The sequence below is a fragment of the Saccharopolyspora flava genome (genome assembly GCF_900116135.1).
GTDB lineage: Bacteria > Actinomycetota > Actinomycetes > Mycobacteriales > Pseudonocardiaceae > Saccharopolyspora > Saccharopolyspora flava.
The window spans coordinates 243,768-260,920 of the sequence record NZ_FOZX01000006.1; the positions used below are offsets into that span (position 1 = coordinate 243,768).

General features: G+C 68.7%; 18 protein-coding genes and 1 tRNA gene. 13 read left to right on the plus strand and 6 right to left on the minus strand.

Features of this window, described 5'->3' with window-relative positions; genetic code table 11:
• Positions 1–109: 109 nt before the first annotated feature.
• Positions 110–508 carry an SSI family serine proteinase inhibitor gene (locus tag BM424_RS19020; RefSeq protein WP_139274101.1) on the plus strand — a complete coding sequence of 133 codons (399 nt, stop codon included), beginning with the start codon at positions 110–112 and terminating at the stop codon, positions 506–508.
• Positions 509–738: 230 nt separating this feature from the next.
• Here BM424_RS19020 and BM424_RS19025 read toward each other — a convergent pair whose 3' ends face one another.
• Complete coding sequence (locus BM424_RS19025) at positions 739–1,395, minus strand: class I SAM-dependent methyltransferase (protein ID WP_093419820.1); 657 nt, start codon at positions 1,393–1,395, stop codon at positions 739–741.
• Between the two features lie 99 nt (positions 1,396–1,494).
• Between BM424_RS19025 and BM424_RS19030 the strand changes: the two genes are divergently transcribed.
• Together BM424_RS19030 and BM424_RS19035 are read left to right on the plus strand one after the other, a co-directional pair.
• Positions 1,495–1,950 (plus strand): nitroreductase family deazaflavin-dependent oxidoreductase, encoded by a 456-nt coding sequence (locus BM424_RS19030; RefSeq protein WP_093419822.1) that lies wholly within the window; start codon positions 1,495–1,497, stop codon positions 1,948–1,950.
• On the plus strand, positions 1,947–2,684 hold the full coding sequence (locus tag BM424_RS19035) for an MBL fold metallo-hydrolase (RefSeq protein ID WP_093419825.1): 738 nt from the start codon (positions 1,947–1,949) through the stop codon (positions 2,682–2,684). The genes BM424_RS19030 and BM424_RS19035 overlap by 4 nt, the downstream gene beginning before the upstream one ends.
• A 7-nt stretch (positions 2,685–2,691) precedes the next feature.
• Here the strand turns inward: BM424_RS19035 and BM424_RS19040 are convergent, their stop codons facing one another.
• Both BM424_RS19040 and BM424_RS19045 read right to left on the minus strand, forming a co-directional pair.
• Positions 2,692–3,165 (minus strand): OsmC family protein, encoded by a 474-nt coding sequence (locus BM424_RS19040; RefSeq protein WP_093419827.1) that lies wholly within the window; start codon positions 3,163–3,165, stop codon positions 2,692–2,694.
• A 78-nt stretch (positions 3,166–3,243) separates the two neighbouring features.
• A tRNA-Gly gene (locus BM424_RS19045) sits at positions 3,244–3,317 on the minus strand.
• A 90-nt stretch (positions 3,318–3,407) separates the two neighbouring features.
• Between BM424_RS19045 and dcd the strand changes: the two genes are divergently transcribed.
• Together dcd and BM424_RS19055 are read left to right on the plus strand one after the other, a co-directional pair.
• Entirely contained in the window at positions 3,408–3,989 is a 582-nt protein-coding gene (dcd, locus tag BM424_RS19050) for a dCTP deaminase (protein WP_093419830.1), read from the plus strand.
• A 485-nt stretch (positions 3,990–4,474) separates the two neighbouring features.
• Entirely contained in the window at positions 4,475–5,878 is a 1,404-nt protein-coding gene (locus tag BM424_RS19055; RefSeq protein ID WP_093419833.1) for a sugar porter family MFS transporter, read from the plus strand.
• 61 nt (positions 5,879–5,939) lie between these two features.
• Here BM424_RS19055 and BM424_RS19060 read toward each other — a convergent pair whose 3' ends face one another.
• Entirely contained in the window at positions 5,940–6,149 is a 210-nt protein-coding gene (locus tag BM424_RS19060) for a hypothetical protein (protein ID WP_093419836.1), read from the minus strand.
• A gap of 79 nt (positions 6,150–6,228) precedes the next feature.
• Between BM424_RS19060 and BM424_RS19065 the strand changes: the two genes are divergently transcribed.
• Positions 6,229–7,074, plus strand: a complete 846-nt coding sequence (locus tag BM424_RS19065) for a helix-turn-helix domain-containing protein (protein ID WP_093419839.1) — start codon at positions 6,229–6,231, stop codon at positions 7,072–7,074.
• Between the two features lie 53 nt (positions 7,075–7,127).
• Here BM424_RS19065 and BM424_RS19070 read toward each other — a convergent pair whose 3' ends face one another.
• On the minus strand, positions 7,128–9,356 hold the full coding sequence (locus BM424_RS19070; RefSeq protein ID WP_093419842.1) for a (Fe-S)-binding protein: 2,229 nt from the start codon (positions 9,354–9,356) through the stop codon (positions 7,128–7,130).
• A gap of 376 nt (positions 9,357–9,732) precedes the next feature.
• On the opposite strand from BM424_RS19070, the gene BM424_RS19075 reads away from it, so the two are divergent.
• The 7 genes from BM424_RS19075 (at position 9,733) to BM424_RS19105 (ending at position 15,714) form a co-directional block, all read left to right on the plus strand.
• Positions 9,733–10,146 carry a DUF1707 SHOCT-like domain-containing protein gene (locus tag BM424_RS19075; protein WP_217649759.1) on the plus strand — a complete coding sequence of 138 codons (414 nt, stop codon included), beginning with the start codon at positions 9,733–9,735 and terminating at the stop codon, positions 10,144–10,146.
• Between the two features lie 79 nt (positions 10,147–10,225).
• Entirely contained in the window at positions 10,226–10,549 is a 324-nt protein-coding gene (locus BM424_RS19080; protein ID WP_093419845.1) for a DMT family transporter, read from the plus strand.
• 5 nt (positions 10,550–10,554) lie between these two features.
• Positions 10,555–11,136: a TetR/AcrR family transcriptional regulator gene (locus tag BM424_RS19085; protein WP_245775982.1), complete on the plus strand. Its 582-nt coding sequence runs from the start codon at positions 10,555–10,557 to the stop codon at positions 11,134–11,136.
• Between the two features lie 307 nt (positions 11,137–11,443).
• The gene (gene dnaK, locus BM424_RS19090; RefSeq protein WP_093419850.1) at positions 11,444–13,318 is read left to right on the plus strand and encodes a molecular chaperone DnaK; all 1,875 of its coding nucleotides are present in this window, start codon (positions 11,444–11,446) and stop codon (positions 13,316–13,318) included.
• A 17-nt stretch (positions 13,319–13,335) separates the two neighbouring features.
• On the plus strand, positions 13,336–14,019 hold the full coding sequence (gene grpE, locus BM424_RS19095; protein ID WP_093420152.1) for a nucleotide exchange factor GrpE: 684 nt from the start codon (positions 13,336–13,338) through the stop codon (positions 14,017–14,019).
• 25 nt (positions 14,020–14,044) lie between these two features.
• Positions 14,045–15,241 carry a molecular chaperone DnaJ gene (gene dnaJ, locus BM424_RS19100; RefSeq protein WP_093419854.1) on the plus strand — a complete coding sequence of 399 codons (1,197 nt, stop codon included), beginning with the start codon at positions 14,045–14,047 and terminating at the stop codon, positions 15,239–15,241.
• A 44-nt stretch (positions 15,242–15,285) separates the two neighbouring features.
• On the plus strand, positions 15,286–15,714 hold the full coding sequence (locus BM424_RS19105; protein ID WP_175548176.1) for a heat shock protein transcriptional repressor HspR: 429 nt from the start codon (positions 15,286–15,288) through the stop codon (positions 15,712–15,714).
• A gap of 144 nt (positions 15,715–15,858) precedes the next feature.
• Here BM424_RS19105 and BM424_RS19110 read toward each other — a convergent pair whose 3' ends face one another.
• Positions 15,859–16,962, minus strand: coding sequence for an FAD-binding oxidoreductase (locus tag BM424_RS19110; RefSeq protein WP_093419856.1), 1,104 nt, complete (start codon positions 16,960–16,962; stop codon positions 15,859–15,861).
• Between the last annotated feature and the right edge of the window lie 191 nt (positions 16,963–17,153).

Here is a 17,153-nt window from a genome sequence, read left to right on the forward strand (position 1 = left end):
ATCCGGACCGAACGTCGCGAGAAACCTTTGGCGCGCAGTGGTTTTGCCGATCGGTGCTTCTCGTCCCAGTCGGTGCAACGACATCCCGCAGCAGGAGAGTTGAGGAACGGTGTTTGCGAAACTGACTCGTCGAGTGCTCCTGGCCACCGCGCTCCTCGCCGGAACCGCCGTCATCCCCGGGGTCGCCACCGCGGCTCCGGCCCCCGACAGCACCATGCGGCTGACCGTGAAGAGCGACGTCCTCACCGCGAACAAGTTCGGTGAGCTCAAGTGCCACCCGGCCGGTGGCACGCATCAGCACGCCGCGAAGGCGTGCGAGGAGCTGGAGAAGGTCAACGGGAACTTCACCGCGATGCAGGCGAACCTGGGCAAGGTCTGCACGCTGGAGTACCAGCCGGTCACGGCCACCCTCGAGGGCAAGTGGCGCGGCAAGGAGATCAGCCACACCCAGACCTATTCGAACAGCTGCGAGCTTCAGGTCAAGACCGGCGTGGTCTTCGACCTTTGAGGGACCCGGCTCGGCGGGCTCGCGTGGGGGCCCGCCGAGCAGTGGGTCAGGTGTGGTCGCGACGTGCCCAGACGGCCAGTCCGGTGCCGAGGATGAGGAAGCCGGAGCCGCACAGAGCGACCAGTTGTGCCCATGCCATGCGATCACTCCTCAGGTCGAGTACCCGGGCACGGTAGCGCCGGGCCCGGGGCCGACCGGGAATGTTGCGCGGCGATCCGCGCAGCCGCCCGCTAACGGGTGAAGATCGCCCGCCAGGAGGGCATCTGCGGGTTCGTCGGCGGCGACAGCTGCTCGACCTCCTGCGGACGCAGACCGCCGGTGGCGAAGGCGTCGATCTCGCCGCGGGTCAGCGGCCACGGCGGCGGCCCGTCCACGTCGGCGCCCTCCTCGCGGATTCCCGCGATGACCAGTAGCTGCCCGCCCGGCGCGACCATCTCGGCGACGCGGCGGGTCGCCTCGGCGCGCAGCGACAGCGGCATCGACTGCACGGTGATCGACTCCAGCACGAGGTCGAACGCGCCGGCCCACTCGGCGGGCGGGTCCAGCAGGTCGGCCGTCACGTACTCGACGGACGACCCGGCGTGGCGTTCGCGAGCTTCGCGGATCGCGGTCGCGGAGATGTCGAACGCGGTGGTCCGGAATCCCAGCGAGGCGAGGAACTCCGCGTCCCGCCCGTACCCGCAGCCCACGACCAGCGCCGAGCGGCCGGAGCCGTCGACGCCGCGCCCCCACTCGGGCAGCAACCCGTGCGGCACCGGGAAGTCCCACGGCACCACGGCCTCGCCGCCGGACGCGGCGGCGTAGAGCGGTTCGAACCATCCCGTCGGTTCGCCGTTGGCCAAGGCCTCACCGGCGAACCGGCTCGCATCGGCATCCCTCGGATTCACGTCTCCCCCAAGATCAGGTGGTGTCGGAACCCGGACATCCTCCCAGTGCTGTCGAGCGATTTCCCGACAGCGGCGCGGCACCTGTGCTCTGCTCAGGAGATGACGGATCTGGCGGTGACACTGCTGCGCACCAGGTGGCTCGTCCGGGCGCCCATCTGGCTGTTCCGCGCTCGCCTGGGGTTCGTGTTCGGGCAGCGGCTGCTGATGCTGGAACACCTCGGCCGCAAGTCCGGGCGGCCCCGGTACGTGGTTCTGGAGGTCGTGGACCGGACGGCCACCGGCTACGTCCTGGCGGCCGGTTTCGGCGAGCGCACCCAGTGGCTGCGCAACCTCGACGCCCACCCGAACGCCCACGTCTCCATCGGCACCCGCACGCACGTCCCGGTAACCGCCCGCAGACTGCAACCCGACGAAGCGGCGCAGATCCTCCGGCGCTACGCCGCCCGGAACCCGCGGGCGTGGGCGAAGCTGCGCCCCGTCTTCGAACGCACCCTCGGAGCCCCGATCTGGGAATCCGGCACGACGTTGCCGATGGTCCTGCTGACCGAACGATGATTCGGCGAAGCGTGACGGTGCTGGGCAGTTGCGGCGCGTTCCCGGAGGCCGGGCGGGCGTGCAGCGGCTTCGCCGTGGACTGGGACGGGTTCCGGTTGGTGCTGGACCTCGGTTACGGGACGCTGCCGAGGCTGTTCGGGCACTGGCCGGACGGGCGCGTCGACGCGGTGGTGATCACGCACGAGCACCCGGACCACTGCGTCGACCTGCACGCGCTGTTCCGCGCCCGGTTCTACACCGGGGGCCCGCGGCTGCCGCTGCACTGCCCGCCCGGTGTGCTGGAGCGGCTCGGCGGCCTGGAACCGGACGTGGACCTGCGGGACGTCTTCGACGTGCACCCGCTGCCGGGAACCCACCGGGTGGGGCCGTTCGAGCTGACGGGTCTCGCGCTGCCGCACTTCGTTCCCAACGCGGGCGTCCGGCTGCGCGCCGGCGACCGGGTCCTGGCCTACACCGGCGACACCGGCCCGGACCCGGCGCTCGCCGATCTCGGCCGCGACGCCGACCTGTTCATCGTCGACGCGACCGACCGGCCTGGAAGCTCCCGAGGTCTGCTGACGGCGCGGGAAGCAGGCGCGTGGGCTCGGCGAGCCGGGGCCCGGAGGCTGATGCTCACCCACTTCTGGCCGGGCAACGACCGCAACGCGGCCCTCGCCGCAGCCCGGTCCGAGTTCGACGGGGAGACGTTCGCGGCCGAGGAAGGTCTTGTCGTTCCCGCAGACCACCGCGACTAGAAGCCGGTCAGAGGGTGTGGGCTTCGGGTTGGTGGTGGATGGGGAAGTTGACCGAGCGGGCGATGAAGCAGACCTCGTGGATCTTCGAGTGCAGGGCGTTGGCCTGGTCGATCGTGGCGGGGTCGGTGACGGTCACGCGGGGGCGGAGGGTGACCTCGGTGAGCTGGCCGCCTCCGCCGCGCTCGTCCATCGTCATGACGCCGTGGGCGTCGTCCTCGTAGTCGATGACGGTGATGCCGGCGTTCGCGCAGAGGTGGAGGTACCAGAGCATGTGGCACTGGGCGACCGTCGCGACCAGCAGCTCTTCCGGGTTCCAGCGGGACCGGTCGCCTCGGAACGCCGGGTCGGCCGAGGCCGCGATCGGTGCTTTCCCCTCGGCGAGGATCTCGTGCGAGCGGCTGAAGGTGCGGTAGTCGTCGGTGCCGGTCCCGAGGTTGCCGGTCCACTCGATCGAGACGTCGTAACCATGTGTTTCCGCCATGCCCCGACCCTAGAAACCAGGCCCGACAACGAAGGCCCAGGAGAAGCGATCACGCTTCTGACCTGGGCCTTCGTGAGTTGGAGCGGATGACGGGAATCGAACCCGCGTTCTCAGCTTGGGAAGCTGATGTTCTACCATTGAACTACATCCGCACTGGTCGTGACGGTCGTTGCCGTCCGACGGTGCGTAGATTAGCACGGTGGGCGGGCAAGATCGACATAGGCTCCCGATAGGCTGGTGTCGTGCTGCTGAGTGATCGGGACCTGCGTAAAGAGCTGGACGAGGGGCGCCTCGAACTGGATCCGTTCGATTCGTCCATGATCCAGCCGTCGAGCATCGACGTGCGGCTGGACCGCTACTTCCGGGTCTTCGACAACACCCGGTACACCCACATCGATCCGTCGAAGCAGCAGGACGAGCTGACGTCGCTGGTGGAGACTCCCGAGGGCGAGCCGTTCGTGCTGCACCCGGGCGAGTTCGTGCTCGGGTCGACGTTCGAGGCGGTGAAGCTTCCCGATGACCTGGCCAGCCGGTTGGAGGGCAAGTCGTCGCTGGGGCGGCTCGGGCTGCTGACGCACTCCACGGCCGGGTTCATCGACCCCGGGTTCAGCGGGCACATCACGCTGGAGCTGTCGAACGTGGCGAACCTGCCGATCACCCTGTGGCCGGGGATGAAGATCGGGCAGCTGTGCCTGCTGCGGCTGTCGAGCCCCGCGGACTTCCCGTACGGCTCGAAGGAGGCGGGGTCCCGCTACCAGGGGCAGCGCGGCCCGACGTCGTCGCGCGCCTACCTCAACTTCAAGGTCACCGACACCCGCCGCTGAGCGACCCCCACGTCCTGACCCCACGTCCCGGCCCCACGTCCTGCCCTCCGTCGCGGAGCGGTGGTCCCGTGAGGTGCTCGCCGCGGCAGTGGACAGTTTTAGCCATAATCACCCATGATCAAGATCCTTTTTGTCCGGATAGTTATGGCTAAAACTGTCCACTGCCAACGGACGTTGTCACCGTGACCGGCCGCTGAGGGCTGGAGCGCGAGGCGGAGGTGGGCGCCGTCGGTGATCGTGCGGGTTCGTGCGCTCGGGGGTGGTCGCGAGCGCGGTGGGAAACCGGGTGGTCACCGTTCGCATTCCCAGGGAATGTGACGTTTTGCCAGGTAAGGGCTGTTGCCTGCGGATTCTTGCGGCGTGAAGCAAATCACCCTGAATCGAGCAAGGCAAGTGCCGGTTCAGAGCTTAGTATCCCGTCCGCCCGGCGCTCTGGAACGATCCCGCAACGGGGCGGATCGGCGTGTGGGCAAGCGGGAGATTCGATGTCCGCATTGCAGTCGCGTGCCTCGGGCGGAACCGCCAAGCTCGGGCACGTGGTGATGATCGCCGGGGCTGCGGCTCTCGGCGGTTTCTTGTTCGGCTACGACACCTCCGTCATCAACGGTGGCGTCGACGCGATCCAGGAGCACTTCGGCGTCGGCTCGGCGATGACCGGTCTGACCGTGTCGTCGGCGCTGCTGGGGTCGGCCGTCGGTGCCGGCATCGCCGGTGGCCTGGCGGACCGGATCGGCCGGATCCGGGTCATGCAGGTCGCCGCCGTGCTGTTCATCATCAGCGCCATCGGCTCGGCCGTTCCCTTCGCGATCTGGGACCTGGCGATCTGGCGCGTGGTCGGCGGTGTCGCGATCGGCATCGCCTCGGTGATCGCCCCGGCCTACATCGCCGAGGTGGCGCCCGCGCAGTACCGAGGCCGGCTCGCCTCGTTGCAGCAGTTGGCGATCGTGCTCGGCATCGCGGTGTCGCAGCTGGTCAACTACGCCCTGGCCGCGTTCGCGGGCGGTAGTGCTTCCGGGATGCTGGGGCCGATCCAGGCCTGGCAGTGGATGCTGGGCGTGGCCGCGCTCCCGGCCGTGGTCTACCTGATCGTCGCTTCCTCGATCCCCGAGTCCCCGCGCTACCTGGTGTCGGCGGGCAAGGTCGACCGGGCGCGCGAGGTGCTCAACAAGATCGAGCCCGGTGACGTCGACGGCAAGATCGGCGAGATCCAGGCCGCGCTGGGCGAGACGAAGCCGAAGCTGAGCGACCTGCGCGGCAAGTTCGGCGTGCTGCCGATCGTCTGGGTCGGCATGGCGATCGCCGCGTTGCAGCAGTTCGTCGGCATCAACGTGATCTTCTACTACTCGTCGTCGCTGTGGCACTCGGTCGGCATCAACGAGGAGAGCTCGCTGCTGCTGAGCCTGTTCACGTCGATCGTGAACATCATCGGCACGTTCGTGGCGATCGCGCTGGTCGACAAGATCGGCCGCAAGCCGCTGCTGATCATCGGTTCGGTCGGCATGACGGTGTCGCTGGCCGTGACCGGCTGGGCGTTCAGCTTCGCCCAGGTCGTCGGCGAGGACGCCGTGCTGCCCGCGCAGTGGGGTGTCGTCGCGCTGATCTCGGCGAGCGCGTTCGTGCTGTTCTTCGCCGCCTCGTGGGGCGTGGTGATGTGGGTGCTGCTGGGCGAGATGTTCCCGGCCCGAATCCGCGCCGCGGCCCTGGCGCTGGGCACGGCGACGAACTGGATCGCGAACTGGCTGGTGACGGTGTCCTTCCCGAGCATGCGGGACTGGAACCTGCCGGTCACGTACTTCATCTACGCGGCGTTCGCGGCGCTGTCGGTGGTGTTCGTGGTCAAGTACCTGAAGGAGACCAACGGCCGCTCCCTGGAGGAGATGGGCAGCTGATCCCTTCAGCGATCGATCGAGGGCCGTTCCCGCGGGTGGGGAACGGCCCTCGATCGCTTTCTCAGGGAAAGTAGAGCGCCAGGCCGAAGAGGCTGCCGAAGCTCTCCGCGGCCTGCTGCGCGCTGGTGCAGACCGCGACCTGGTTCCTGCCGTCCTCCCTCCAGTGCAGGACGGCCCCGTTCTCCAGTTCCATCCCCCACAGCCGAACGTGGGCCGGATCGGGTGATCCGTCGATGTTCTTCTCGGCCAGGCCGAAGATCCTCGGTGTCATTGCGTAGAGGATCCGGGCGGGAGTCCCCCGATGGGATCACCGCAATCGGGAATCCCGGTGACGGGTTCCCGCTGCGATCATGGAATTCGTGCGCACCCGCCCCACTTTTCGGCGGCGTCGGCTCGCACGCCGGATACGGCGGTTGCGCGAGGACGCCGGGCTCACCCAGGAGCAGGCCGCCGCTGCGCTCGACATGTCGACAAGTGCCCTCAGCCGCAAGGAGACCGGCGAGGTCGCCACCTCCGTGCACGAGGTGCGCTCGATGATGGACCTCTACGACGCCTACGACCCGGGCCTGGTCGACCTCGCCAGGTCGGCGAAGGCCAAGCCCTGGTGGCACGCCTACGGCATTACCAGTCGCGGTTATTACCACCTGGAAGAAGAGGCTGTTTCGGTCCGCGAGTGGCAGTTGGCGCTGGTGCCGGGCTTGTTCCAGACGGAGGAGTACGCCCGGGCGATCTTCGTCGGTGCGGGACGAGTTGCGCCGGAGCGGATACCGGATGTGATCGCAGCGCGAATGCGGCGAAAGCAGCGCCTGCCCGAGATGTCCTACGAAGCGATCATCCATGAAGGTGCGCTGCGGTTGCCGGTCGGCGGGAGAGCCGTGATGCAACGACAGCTGCACGAGCTCTGCTCGTTCGCCGAGCTCGACACCGTGACGATCAGGGTGTTGCCGACGGAACCGGGTGTGGTGCTCGGTTTGGACGGCCCGTTCTCACTGCTGCGCTACGACGATCCGGAAGGGCCGGACGTCCTCTACGTGGAGCACATCAACGGGTCGGCCCATTTCGAAGCACCCGAAGCGGTCCAGGTGGCCACGCGGACCTTCGAGCGCTTGCGCGACGGATCTTTGAGCGCTGAGGACTCGGTGCGGCGGATTCGGGAGCTCGCGGAGGAGTGGGCGGTGTCCCTCGACGTCCGGTGAAGACGAAGAAGGGCGCCTCCCGGGTGGGAGGCGCCCTTCTTCGTGGGGATCGGTCAGCTGCCGGCGGGTTCCGGTTCGGCTGCTCCGTCCTTCTGGTCGTCGCCGCGCTTGACGGCGTTGAGCAGGAGCTGGGCGACGTCGACGACCTCGACCGACTCGTTGGCGACCTGCTCGGACTTCCGGGTCGTGACGCCGTCGGAGAGCATCACCTTGCAGAACGGGCAGCCCGTGGCGATCTTCGAGGGGGCGGTGCCCAGGGCCTCGTCGACGCGCTCCAGGTTGATCCGCTTGCCGATGCGCTCCTCCATCCACATGCGGGCACCACCGGCGCCGCAGCACATGGAGCGCTCCTCGTGGCGCGGCATCTCGCGGAAGGTCGCGCCCGCGGCGCCGACCAGGTCGCGCGGCGGCGTGTAGACCTTGTTGTGCCGTCCCAGGTAGCAGGGGTCGTGGTAGGTCACGTCCTCGGCGACCGGGGCGACCGGGGTCAGGCGCTTCTCCCGCACCAGCTTGTTCAGCAGCTGGGTGTGGTGGACGACCTCGTAGTTGCCGCCGAGCTCGGAGTACTCGTTGGCGAGGCTGTTGAAGCAGTGCGCGCAGGTCGCGACGATCTTGCGCTTGCCGGGCTCGCGGCCCTCGAAGACGCCGTTGAGGACCTCGACGTTCTGCTGGGCCATCATCTGGAAGATGAACTCGTTGCCCGCGCGACGGGCCGGGTCACCGGTGCAGGACTCCTCCGGGCCCAGCACCTTGTACTTCACGCCCGCCATGTGCAGCAGCTCGGCGACGGCCTGGGTGGTCTTCTTCGCGCGGTCCTCGAAAGCACCGGCGCAGCCGACCCAGAACAGGTACTCGTCGTCCTCGGCGAGCTCACCGTCGAAGACCGGGACCTCGAAGTCCAGGTCCTCGGTCCAGGCCAGCCGGTCCTTGGCGTTCTGGCCCCACGGGTTGCCCTTGTTCTCCAGGTTCTTGAACATCCCGCCCAGCTCGGTCGGGAAGTTCGACTCGATCATGACCTGGTAGCGGCGCATGTCGACGATGTGGTCGACGTGCTCGATGTCGACCGGGCACTGCTCGACGCAGGCACCGCAGGAGGTGCAGGACCACAGGACGTCGGGGTCGATGACGCCCATCTCCTCCGGTCCGCCGACCAGCGGGCGCTCGGCCTCGGCCAGCGCGAGGGCGTCGATCTTGGCGAGCTTCTCCTCGGCGCCGTCACCGGTGATGCCGACCTCGTCGCCGGCCATGTCCTTGCTGCCACCGGCGAGCAGGTACGGGGCCTTGGCGTAGGCGTGATCGCGCAGCTGCGTGATCATCATCTTCGGCGACAGCGGCTTGCCGGTGTTCCAAGCCGGGCACTGGGACTGGCAGCGACCGCACTCGGTGCAGGTCGTGAAGTCCAGCCAGCCCTTCCAGGAGAAGTCCTCGATCTTGCCTGCGCCGAAGACGTCGGTGTCGGGGTCGGCTTCCTCGAAGTCCAGCGGCTTGCCGCCCGACATCATCGGCTTGACCGCGCCCAGGGCGACGTCACCGTCGTCCTCGCGCTTGAAGTAGATGTTGAAGAACGCCGAGAACCGGTGCCAGGCGACACCCATGGTCATGGTGCGGGCGACGACGATCAGCCAGACGGTGGCGCTCATCAGCTTGATGAAGGCGAACACCGAGACCAGGTTCGGGCTGGCGGGCAGCAGGTACCCGATCGGGCCGGAGACGAACTCGGCCCACAGCGGCATCTCGTGCACGCCCAGCGCGGCCTTGGCGGCGCGGACACCGATGATGCCGATGCCCTCGACCAGCACGACGGCCTCGATGAAGTAGGCCCAGGCGAAGTTGGAGCCCTGGAACCGCGAGACGCGGCCCGCGCGACGCGGGTGGTTGGCCTGGCGGATGGCCATCAGCACCAGGATGCCGACGATCGTGCCGACGCCCAGGACCTCCATCAGGAAGTGGAAGATCGCCAGGTCGTCGAGGATCGGCCAGCCCCAGGTGGGGACGAAGACCTCGCCGTAGGCCTCGAACAGGGCAAGGGAGCCGAGCAGGAAGCCCCACATGACCAGCCAGTGCCAGACGCCGACGTGGCGGAACTTGTTCATCCGGGTGTGCGCGGCGAACTCCTTGACCAACGTGGCCAGACGCGCCAGAGCCGGACCGTTCCGGGTGCCGTCGGGTTGCCCGAGGCGGATGATCCGCACGAATCGGGCGATGGTCATGGCGAACATGCTCCACGCGACGACGCCGAGCGCGACTGAGATCGCGCCAAGCGTGATCTGCACAGCACCCATGCTCGTGGCCTCCTGTTTCGGGGGTTGTCCGTTTGGGGAGCGTACGCCCTGTTACCCGCTGGTAACCACGGGGGCTGGGGCGTGAATTCGGGAACAGTCGGTGATTCTGCGAGACCCTTGGTCGAAAAACTACTTGGGCGGTCGTTCAGTTTTCTGCTATTTTCGCAGTGAGGAAGACCGTCGATCGGCACCTCGCGGCGGCGGGCGTTTCGGGAGTTGTCGCTGCTGAACGCCCGGGCGCGCGGAGCTCGTCTCGCGGGTTCACCACCGGGACGGTGTCGATCAAGGCAAACTGGCGAGTAGATGTGCGATTTTCGCCACGTGCTTGATCGGGTGGACCTCGTGCTCGACCGATCCACGCCTGGGGGTGGGGGAAATGGTGAGTCCCGAAGACGGCTCCATGCGGGCTTCCGACACCGACCGCGAGCACGTCGCGCGTCGGCTGCGGATCGCGCTCGACGAGGGGCGCTTGACCGTCACCGAGTACGACGAGCGGCTGCAGCAGGCCTTCGCCGCGGCCACGCTCAGCGAGCTGAGGCAGCTGACCCGCGATCTGCCCGAGTCCCGGGCCGAGGTCGAGCTCGCCGAGCGCGAGGAGCACAGGACCAAGGTGGTCAAGGAGTGGCGGGACTGGGCGGGCGGCGCGGTCATCATGATCGCGATCTGGGGCGTGACCTCGGTCGTCTCCGGTGACCCGAAGTTCTTCTGGCCCGCCATCCCGCTCGTGATCTGGGCCGCCGTGCTCGTCGCGTCCTCGATCGAGGGTCCGGGCAAGAAGAAGCGCGACTGACCCCTGTTCCGCCGTCCCGACCCGGGCGGACCTGCGTTCATGAAGTTGGGCGATCGCCCATGATTCTGGAGGAGGGCTCGTGGCCTACCTGCTGCTGGTGCTGGCGATCTGCAGCGAAGTCGTCGGGACGGTGTCGCTGAAGCTCTCCGAGGGCTTCAGCAAGCTTGCGCCGTCGGTGGTCGTCGTGGTCGCCTACGCGGTCGCGTTCACCGCCATGAGCGCGGTGCTCAAGCTCGGGCTGCCGGTCGGGATCGTCTACGCGATCTGGGCCGGGGCCGGGGTCGCGCTGGTCGCCATCATCGGCGCGGTGTTCCTCGGCGAGTCGATCACCGCGGTGCAGCTCGGCGGCATCGCGCTCATCATCGGCGGGGTGGTGGCACTGGAACTGGGAGGCGCGCATTGACCGAGGTGACCGACGGGCGGCGGCTCAAGGGCGAGCGACGGCGCCGGGCGATCGTCGACGCGGCGCTGCGGGTCGTGGCCCGCGAGGGCGTCGGGGCGGTCAGCCACCGCAACGTCGCGCGCGAGGCCGGCGTGCCGCCCGCGTCGATCGCCTACTACTTCGACGGCATCGACGACCTGCTGGTCGCCAGCCTGCTCGACGGGTGCGAGGCCCTGGTCGAGCAGATCGCCGCCGTGCGCGCGGAGGTCACCGACAACGCCCAGTGGCCGCGCGCCATCGCCGAACTGCTCGTCCGGATGATCACCGAGCACCGCGAGCGCACCATCGGCGAGTACGAGCTCTACCTCCTGGCCGCCCGGCGTCCCGCGCTGCGCCCCGCAGCCCGCCGCTGGCTCGACCTCATCCGCGGCAACATCAACGACGGCGACGACGGTGACGACCCGGTCATCAGCGCCTTCATCGCGGGCATCGACGGCCTGCTCATCCAGGCCCTCATCGCCGACGAACCCCCCTCGGCCGACGACCTCGAACCCGTCCTCCGCTTCCTCATGCACCCCTACGACCACCTCGGCGTGCCGTCCCCCTGACACCCCCTCGATCACCCCTTCCGGCGACCCCCGGTTGAAAACCCCGGTTTTCATCGCGCGAAAACCGGGGTTTTTGACGCGATGAAAACCGGGGTTTTCAACCGCGTCGGCGTGTCGGGTGGGTCACCCGGTGGGGTGGTGGGGAACTGATCGCGCTGGTCAGGCGTTGGGCAGGCAGAAAGCTTGAGTGAGTCCCGCTCAACCCGTTTGACGTGCGTTGGAGCCGTGGGTAAAACTTGAGCTAGCAAGGCTCAAGGGCTCACAGCGGCGCTTGGGCGGACTGAACCAAGTACTGGAGGAACCACCCATGGCGCGAGCGGTCGGCATCGACCTGGGGACGACCAACTCCGTCGTTTCCGTCCTGGAGGGCGGTGAACCGACGGTGATCGCCAACTCCGAGGGCTCGCGGACCACGCCGTCCATCGTGGCCTTCGCGAAGAACGGCGAGATCCTCACCGGTCAGCCTGCGAAGAACCAGGCCGTCACCAACGTGGACCGCACCATCCGGTCGGTCAAGCGGCACATGGGCACCGACTGGAAGGTCGGCATCGACGACAAGGACTACACGCCGCAGGAGATCTCCGCGCGAGTCCTGATGAAGCTCAAGCGCGACGCCGAGGCGTACCTGGGCGAGGACGTGACCGACGCGGTCATCACCGTCCCCGCCTACTTCGAGGACGCCCAGCGCCAGGCCACCAAGGAAGCCGGTCAGATCGCCGGCCTCAACGTGCTGCGCATCGTCAACGAGCCGACCGCCGCGGCCCTGGCCTACGGCCTCGACAAGGGCGAGTCCGAGCAGACCATCCTCGTCTTCGACCTCGGTGGTGGCACCTTCGACGTCTCGCTGCTGGAGATCGGCGAGGGCGTCGTCGAGGTCCGCGCCACCTCCGGTGACAACCACCTCGGTGGTGACGACTGGGACGAGCGGATCGTCGACTGGCTGGTCGAGAAGTTCAAGTCGTCCAACGGGATCGACCTGACCAAGGACCGCATGGCCATGCAGCGGATCAAGGAAGCCGCTGAGAAGGCCAAGATCGAGCTGTCCTCCTCCTCGACGGCCAGCATCAACCTGCCGTACATCACCGTCGACTCGGACAAGAACCCGCTGTTCCTCGACGAGACGCTGTCCCGCGCCGAGTTCCAGCGGATCACCTCCGACCTGCTGGAGCGCTGCCGCAAGCCGTTCGAGGCCGTCATCCGCGACGCCGGCATCAAGCTCTCCGAGATCGACCACGTCGTGCTCGTGGGTGGTTCCACCCGCATGCCGGCCGTGTCCGACCTGGTCAAGGACCTCACCGGCGGTCGCGAGCCGAACAAGGGCGTGAACCCGGACGAGGTCGTCGCCGTCGGCGCCAGCCTGCAGGCCGGTGTGCTGCGCGGTGAGGTCAAGGACGTCCTGCTGCTCGACGTCACCCCGTTGTCCCTGGGCATCGAGACCAAGGGCGGCATCATGACCAAGCTGATCGAGCGCAACACCACGATCCCGACCAAGCGCTCCGAGACCTTCACCACCGCCGACGACAACCAGCCGTCGGTGCAGATCCAGGTCTTCCAGGGCGAGCGCGAGATCGCCGCGCACAACAAGAAGCTCGGCATGTTCGAGCTGACCGGCCTGCCGCCGGCGCCGCGCGGCGTCCCGCAGATCGAGGTCACCTTCGACATCGACGCCAACGGCATCGTGCACGTCTCCGCCAAGGACCTCGGCACCGGCAAGGAGCAGTCGATGACCATCACCGGCGGCTCCGCGCTGCCGAAGGAGGACATCGAGCGGATGGTCTCCGACGCCGAGGCCCACGCCGAGGAGGACAAGAAGCGTCGCGAGGAGGCCGAGGCCCGCAACCAGGCCGAGACGCTGGTCTACCAGACCGAGAAGGTCCTCAAGGAGAACGACGAGAAGCTGCCCGAGGAGACCAAGACCAAGGTCAAGGGCGCGATCGACGAGGTCAACGAGGCCCTGAAGGGCGAGGACGTCGACGCCATCTCCAGCGCCGTGGAGAAGCTGGCCACCGAGTCGCAGGCGCTGGGCCAGGCCCTCTACGCCGACGCCGGTGCCGCCGCCGCGGGCGACGCGGGTGCCGCCGGCGACGCCGCGGGCGAGGCCGGTGCGTCCGGTTCCTCGGCCAAGGACGACGACGTGGTGGACGCCGAGATCGTCGACGACGAGGACGAGAAGAAGAAGTGACTTCGGACAGCCCCGAGATGTCGCGCAACGAAGGCGAGCAGGAGCCGGTGGTCGTCCGGGATCGGCGTCGAATCGACCCCGAGACCGGCGAGCGCCGGACCCCTGCTCCGAACGGAGACGAGGCTCAGGTGGCCGAAAGCATGTCCGGCACCCTCGACGAGGAGCTCGGCCAGGCCGACGAGCAGGCTGAGCAGCAACCGGCCGAGGGCGGCTCCCCGGAAGGCGGCGAGTCCAGCGGCCTGCAGAAGCAGGTCGACGAGCTCACCGCGGACCTCAAGCGGGTCACCGCGGAGTACGCGAACTACCGCAAGCGGGTGGAACGCGACCGCGAGTCGGTGATCGCCGCCGCCAAGGCGTCGGTCGCGGGCGACCTGCTGACGGTGCTCGACGACCTCGAGCGGGCCGAGGCGCACGGCGACCTCAACGGCGCGTTCAAGTCGGTGGCCGACAAGCTCGTCGGCGCGCTGAACTCCGCCGGCCTGGAGTCCTTCGGGGCCGAGGGCGACGAGTTCGACCCGTCGGTGCACGAGGCCGTCCAGCACACCACCTCCTCGGAGGTGTCCGGGCCGACCGTCACCACGGTGATGCGCCGGGGCTACCGGTTCGGCGAGCGGGTGCTGCGCCCGGCGATGGTCGCGGTGACCGACTACGAGGCGGACGCGAGCTCCGCCGAGGCCGCCGAGGCCGGCGAACAAGAGTGATCGGGAGCGGAAGGAGGAGCGTCCGGTGAGTGCCAGGGAATGGCTCGACAAGGATTTCTACGCTGAGCTGGGCGTCTCCTCCGATGCTTCGTCGGACGACATCAAGAAGGCGTACCGGAAGCTGGCGCGGGAGAACCACCCCGACGCCAACCCCGGCAACGCCCAGGCCGAGACCAAGTTCAAGGCGGTCTCGGAGGCCTACGGGGTGCTGTCCGATCCCGACAAGCGCAAGCAGTACGACGAGGCCCGCCGGCTCTTCGGATCCGGCGGCTTCGGCGGCGCGGGCGGTGGTTTCGGCGGTCCGGGCGGTTTCGGCGGTCCCGGCGGTGCCGGTGGCGGCTTCGACCTCGGCGACCTCTTCGGCGGTCAGCAGGGGGCCGGTGGCCTGGGCGACCTGTTCGGCGGGTTGTTCGGCAACCGGCGTCCCGGCGGCCCCGGCGGGGGCGCGAGCACGGCCAACCGGCCGCGGCGCGGGGCCGACGTCGAGACCGAGGTGCGCATCGACTTCTACGAGGCGGTGCGCGGTGCCACGGTGCCGCTGCGGTTGTCGAGCCCGGCGACCTGCCAGACCTGCCGGGGTTCGGGCGCCAAGCCCGGCACCCGGCCGCGCGGCTGCTCCACCTGCGGTGGATCCGGCCTGGTCACCCGCAACCAGGGCGCGTTCGCGTTCAGCGAGCCGTGCCCGGACTGCCGGGGGCGGGGTCAGATCATCGACAGCCCGTGCGACGACTGCGCCGGCGAGGGCGTCAGCACCCGCAGCCGGACGCTGACCGTGCGCATCCCCCCGGGGGTGGACGACGGGCAGCGGATCCGGCTGGCCGGGCAGGGCGAGCCGGGCCGTCAGGGCGCGACCGCGGGCGATCTCTTCGTCGTCGTGCACGTCAACCCGAACAAGGTGTTCGGACGATCCGGTGATGATCTGACGATCACGGTTCCGGTCACCTTCCCGGAACTGGCGCTGGGCACTACGTTGACGGTGCCGACCCTGGACGGGAAGGTCTCGCTGAAGGTCCCCGCGGGGACCAGCAGCGGACGGACCTTCCGGGTGCGTGGCAAGGGCGTGGGCAAGAAGGCCGGTGGCAACGGGGATCTCCTGGTGACGCTGCAGGTCGCGGTGCCGTCGAAGCTCGACGACGCGGCGACGCAGGCGTTGCAGGAGTACGCCGAGGCCACGGCCGACCACGACCCGCGCAGCGAGCTGAACGAGTTGCTCGGGAGGTAGGCATGGCCGGCCGCATGACGGGTCCCGGAGGGATCGGACCGGAGATGGGTTTCGCGTTCCCGCCCGGTTCCAACGAGGACACCCCGATGTTCGTGATCTCGGTGGCGGCGCAGCTGTCCGGTCTGCACGCGCAGACGCTGCGCAGCTACGACCGGCTCGGGCTGGTCTCGCCGGGGCGCACCGCGGCCGGCGGCAGGCGCTACTCGCTGCGCGACATCGCGCTGCTGCGCGAGGTGCAGCGGCTCTCCCAGGAGGAGGGCGTCAACCTGGCGGGGATCAAGCGGATCATCGACCTGGAGAACCAGGTGGACGCGCTGCAGGCCAAGGTGCAGGAGCTCACCGAGGAGGTCGCGGCGGCCTACGCCGCGGCGGAGTCGGCGGCCGCCCAGATCCACGCCTCCTACCGCCGGGACCTCGTCCCGGTCCGCCCGGAGACCGCCCTGGTCGTCTGGAAACCCAACCGCAAGCGCTGATCTTGACGCGAAGGGCGCCTTCCCGAGTCCGGGGAGGCGCCCTTCTTCATGGCCGAGGACAGTTTTTCCTCGAATCACCCATGATCAATGTCCGTTTTGCCCGGGCAGTTCTCACTAAAACTGTCCGCGGGTGACGGACGAACCTCAGTCCAGCGTGAACGGGTCGTAGCGGATGTGGTCGAGCGTCGTGCCCGCGACCAGCATCTTCGAGACGGTGGCCCGGATCATGGCCGGGGAGCCGGAGACCAGGACGTCCCAGTCCTCCCAGGCGCCGTGGCGGGAGACGACGTCGGCGATGGTGCCGTGCTCGACCCCGTCGACGTTCGGGTCGTTCTCCAGCACGCCGGTGACCGTCAGCCACGGGTTCTGCATCGCGATCCGGCGCAGGTTGTCCAGGTCGTAGAGGTCGTCGCGGGTGCGGCCGCCGTAGAACAGGTGCACGCGCGGGTTCTCGCCGTACTGGGCGAGGTCGTCGACGATCGCGCGCAGCGGCGTGATGCCGGTGCCGCCGCCGATCATGAGGATGTCCGGGGAGTTCTCCCGCTCGACGGTGAGCCGCCCCATCGGGGAGCCGATCCGCCACTGGTCGCCGGGCCGGGCGTGCCCGACGAGCGCGCGGCTGACCCAGCCGCCTTCGACGGAGCGGACGTGGAACTCCATGACGCCGTCGTCGCTGGGCGCGTTGGCCGGCGACAGGTAGCGCCACAGCCGCGGCCGCTGCGGGACCTCGACGCTCACGTACTGGCCGGGCAGGTAGGGAACCGGGTGGTCGGTCTGGACGCGGATCACCGCGAGGTCCCAGCTCAGCCGCTCGTGGTGCAGGACCTGGCCGGTGTACCAGGCGGGGCCGTCGTCGGCGGCGGCCGCTTCGGTCATCGCCGAGGCCATGACCGTGTAGGCCTCGGCCCAGGCGCGTTCGACCTGGTCGGTCCAGGCGTCACCGGCGTAGCGCTTGATGGCGGCCAGCAGTGCGGTGCCGACGGCTTCGTAGTGCTGCGTGACGACGCCGAACTTGCGGTGGTCGCGGCCGAGCTGCTGCAGGAACGGCAGCAGCTCGTCGGGCTTGTCGACCATCTGGATGACGTGCACGAGCGCCCTCAGCAGGCGGCTGCGCTGCACCTCCATGTTGGCGGCGAACAGCTCGCGGGTTTGCGGCGCGATGCTGAACAAGGTGCCGTAGAAGAACTTCGCCACCTCGTCGGAGTGTGGTTCGACGACCGCGAAGCTCTCGCGGATGAGTCGGACCATCTTGCTCACGCCGGAGTTCGACGGCTCGTTGTTCGGGGGCGGACCGGGGCTCAGTACGGCGTTCGTCATCGTTTCGGGCGCAGTCTTCTCCACGTTGGCGGCAGTCACCTGGGGCGGGCGCAACCGCTACCTGCAAACGTCCCCCGACATCAGGGGCGACCCTAACCGCTGATCGCAAGGACGTCTGCCTT

What these genes read in the sequence shown, in the direction of transcription:
- BM424_RS19030 (WP_093419822.1), top strand. Translation starts at nt 1,495, where the DNA reads ATGACGGATCTGGCGGTGACACTGCTGCGCACCAGGTGGCTCGTCCGG.
- BM424_RS19035 (WP_093419825.1), top strand. Translation starts at nt 1,947, where the DNA reads ATGATTCGGCGAAGCGTGACGGTGCTGGGCAGTTGCGGCGCGTTCCCG.
- BM424_RS19040 (WP_093419827.1), bottom strand. Translation starts at nt 3,165, where the DNA reads ATGGCGGAAACACATGGTTACGACGTCTCGATCGAGTGGACCGGCAAC.
- BM424_RS19055 (WP_093419833.1), top strand. Translation starts at nt 4,475, where the DNA reads ATGTCCGCATTGCAGTCGCGTGCCTCGGGCGGAACCGCCAAGCTCGGG.
- BM424_RS19060 (WP_093419836.1), bottom strand. Translation starts at nt 6,149, where the DNA reads ATGACACCGAGGATCTTCGGCCTGGCCGAGAAGAACATCGACGGATCA.
- BM424_RS19065 (WP_093419839.1), top strand. Translation starts at nt 6,229, where the DNA reads ATGGAATTCGTGCGCACCCGCCCCACTTTTCGGCGGCGTCGGCTCGCA.
- BM424_RS19070 (WP_093419842.1), bottom strand. Translation starts at nt 9,356, where the DNA reads ATGGGTGCTGTGCAGATCACGCTTGGCGCGATCTCAGTCGCGCTCGGC.
- BM424_RS19075 (WP_217649759.1), top strand. Translation starts at nt 9,733, where the DNA reads ATGGTGAGTCCCGAAGACGGCTCCATGCGGGCTTCCGACACCGACCGC.
- dnaK (WP_093419850.1), top strand. Translation starts at nt 11,444, where the DNA reads ATGGCGCGAGCGGTCGGCATCGACCTGGGGACGACCAACTCCGTCGTT.
- grpE (WP_093420152.1), top strand. Translation starts at nt 13,336, where the DNA reads ATGTCGCGCAACGAAGGCGAGCAGGAGCCGGTGGTCGTCCGGGATCGG.
- BM424_RS19105 (WP_175548176.1), top strand. Translation starts at nt 15,286, where the DNA reads ATGGGTTTCGCGTTCCCGCCCGGTTCCAACGAGGACACCCCGATGTTC.
- BM424_RS19110 (WP_093419856.1), bottom strand. Translation starts at nt 16,962, where the DNA reads ATGGTCCGACTCATCCGCGAGAGCTTCGCGGTCGTCGAACCACACTCC.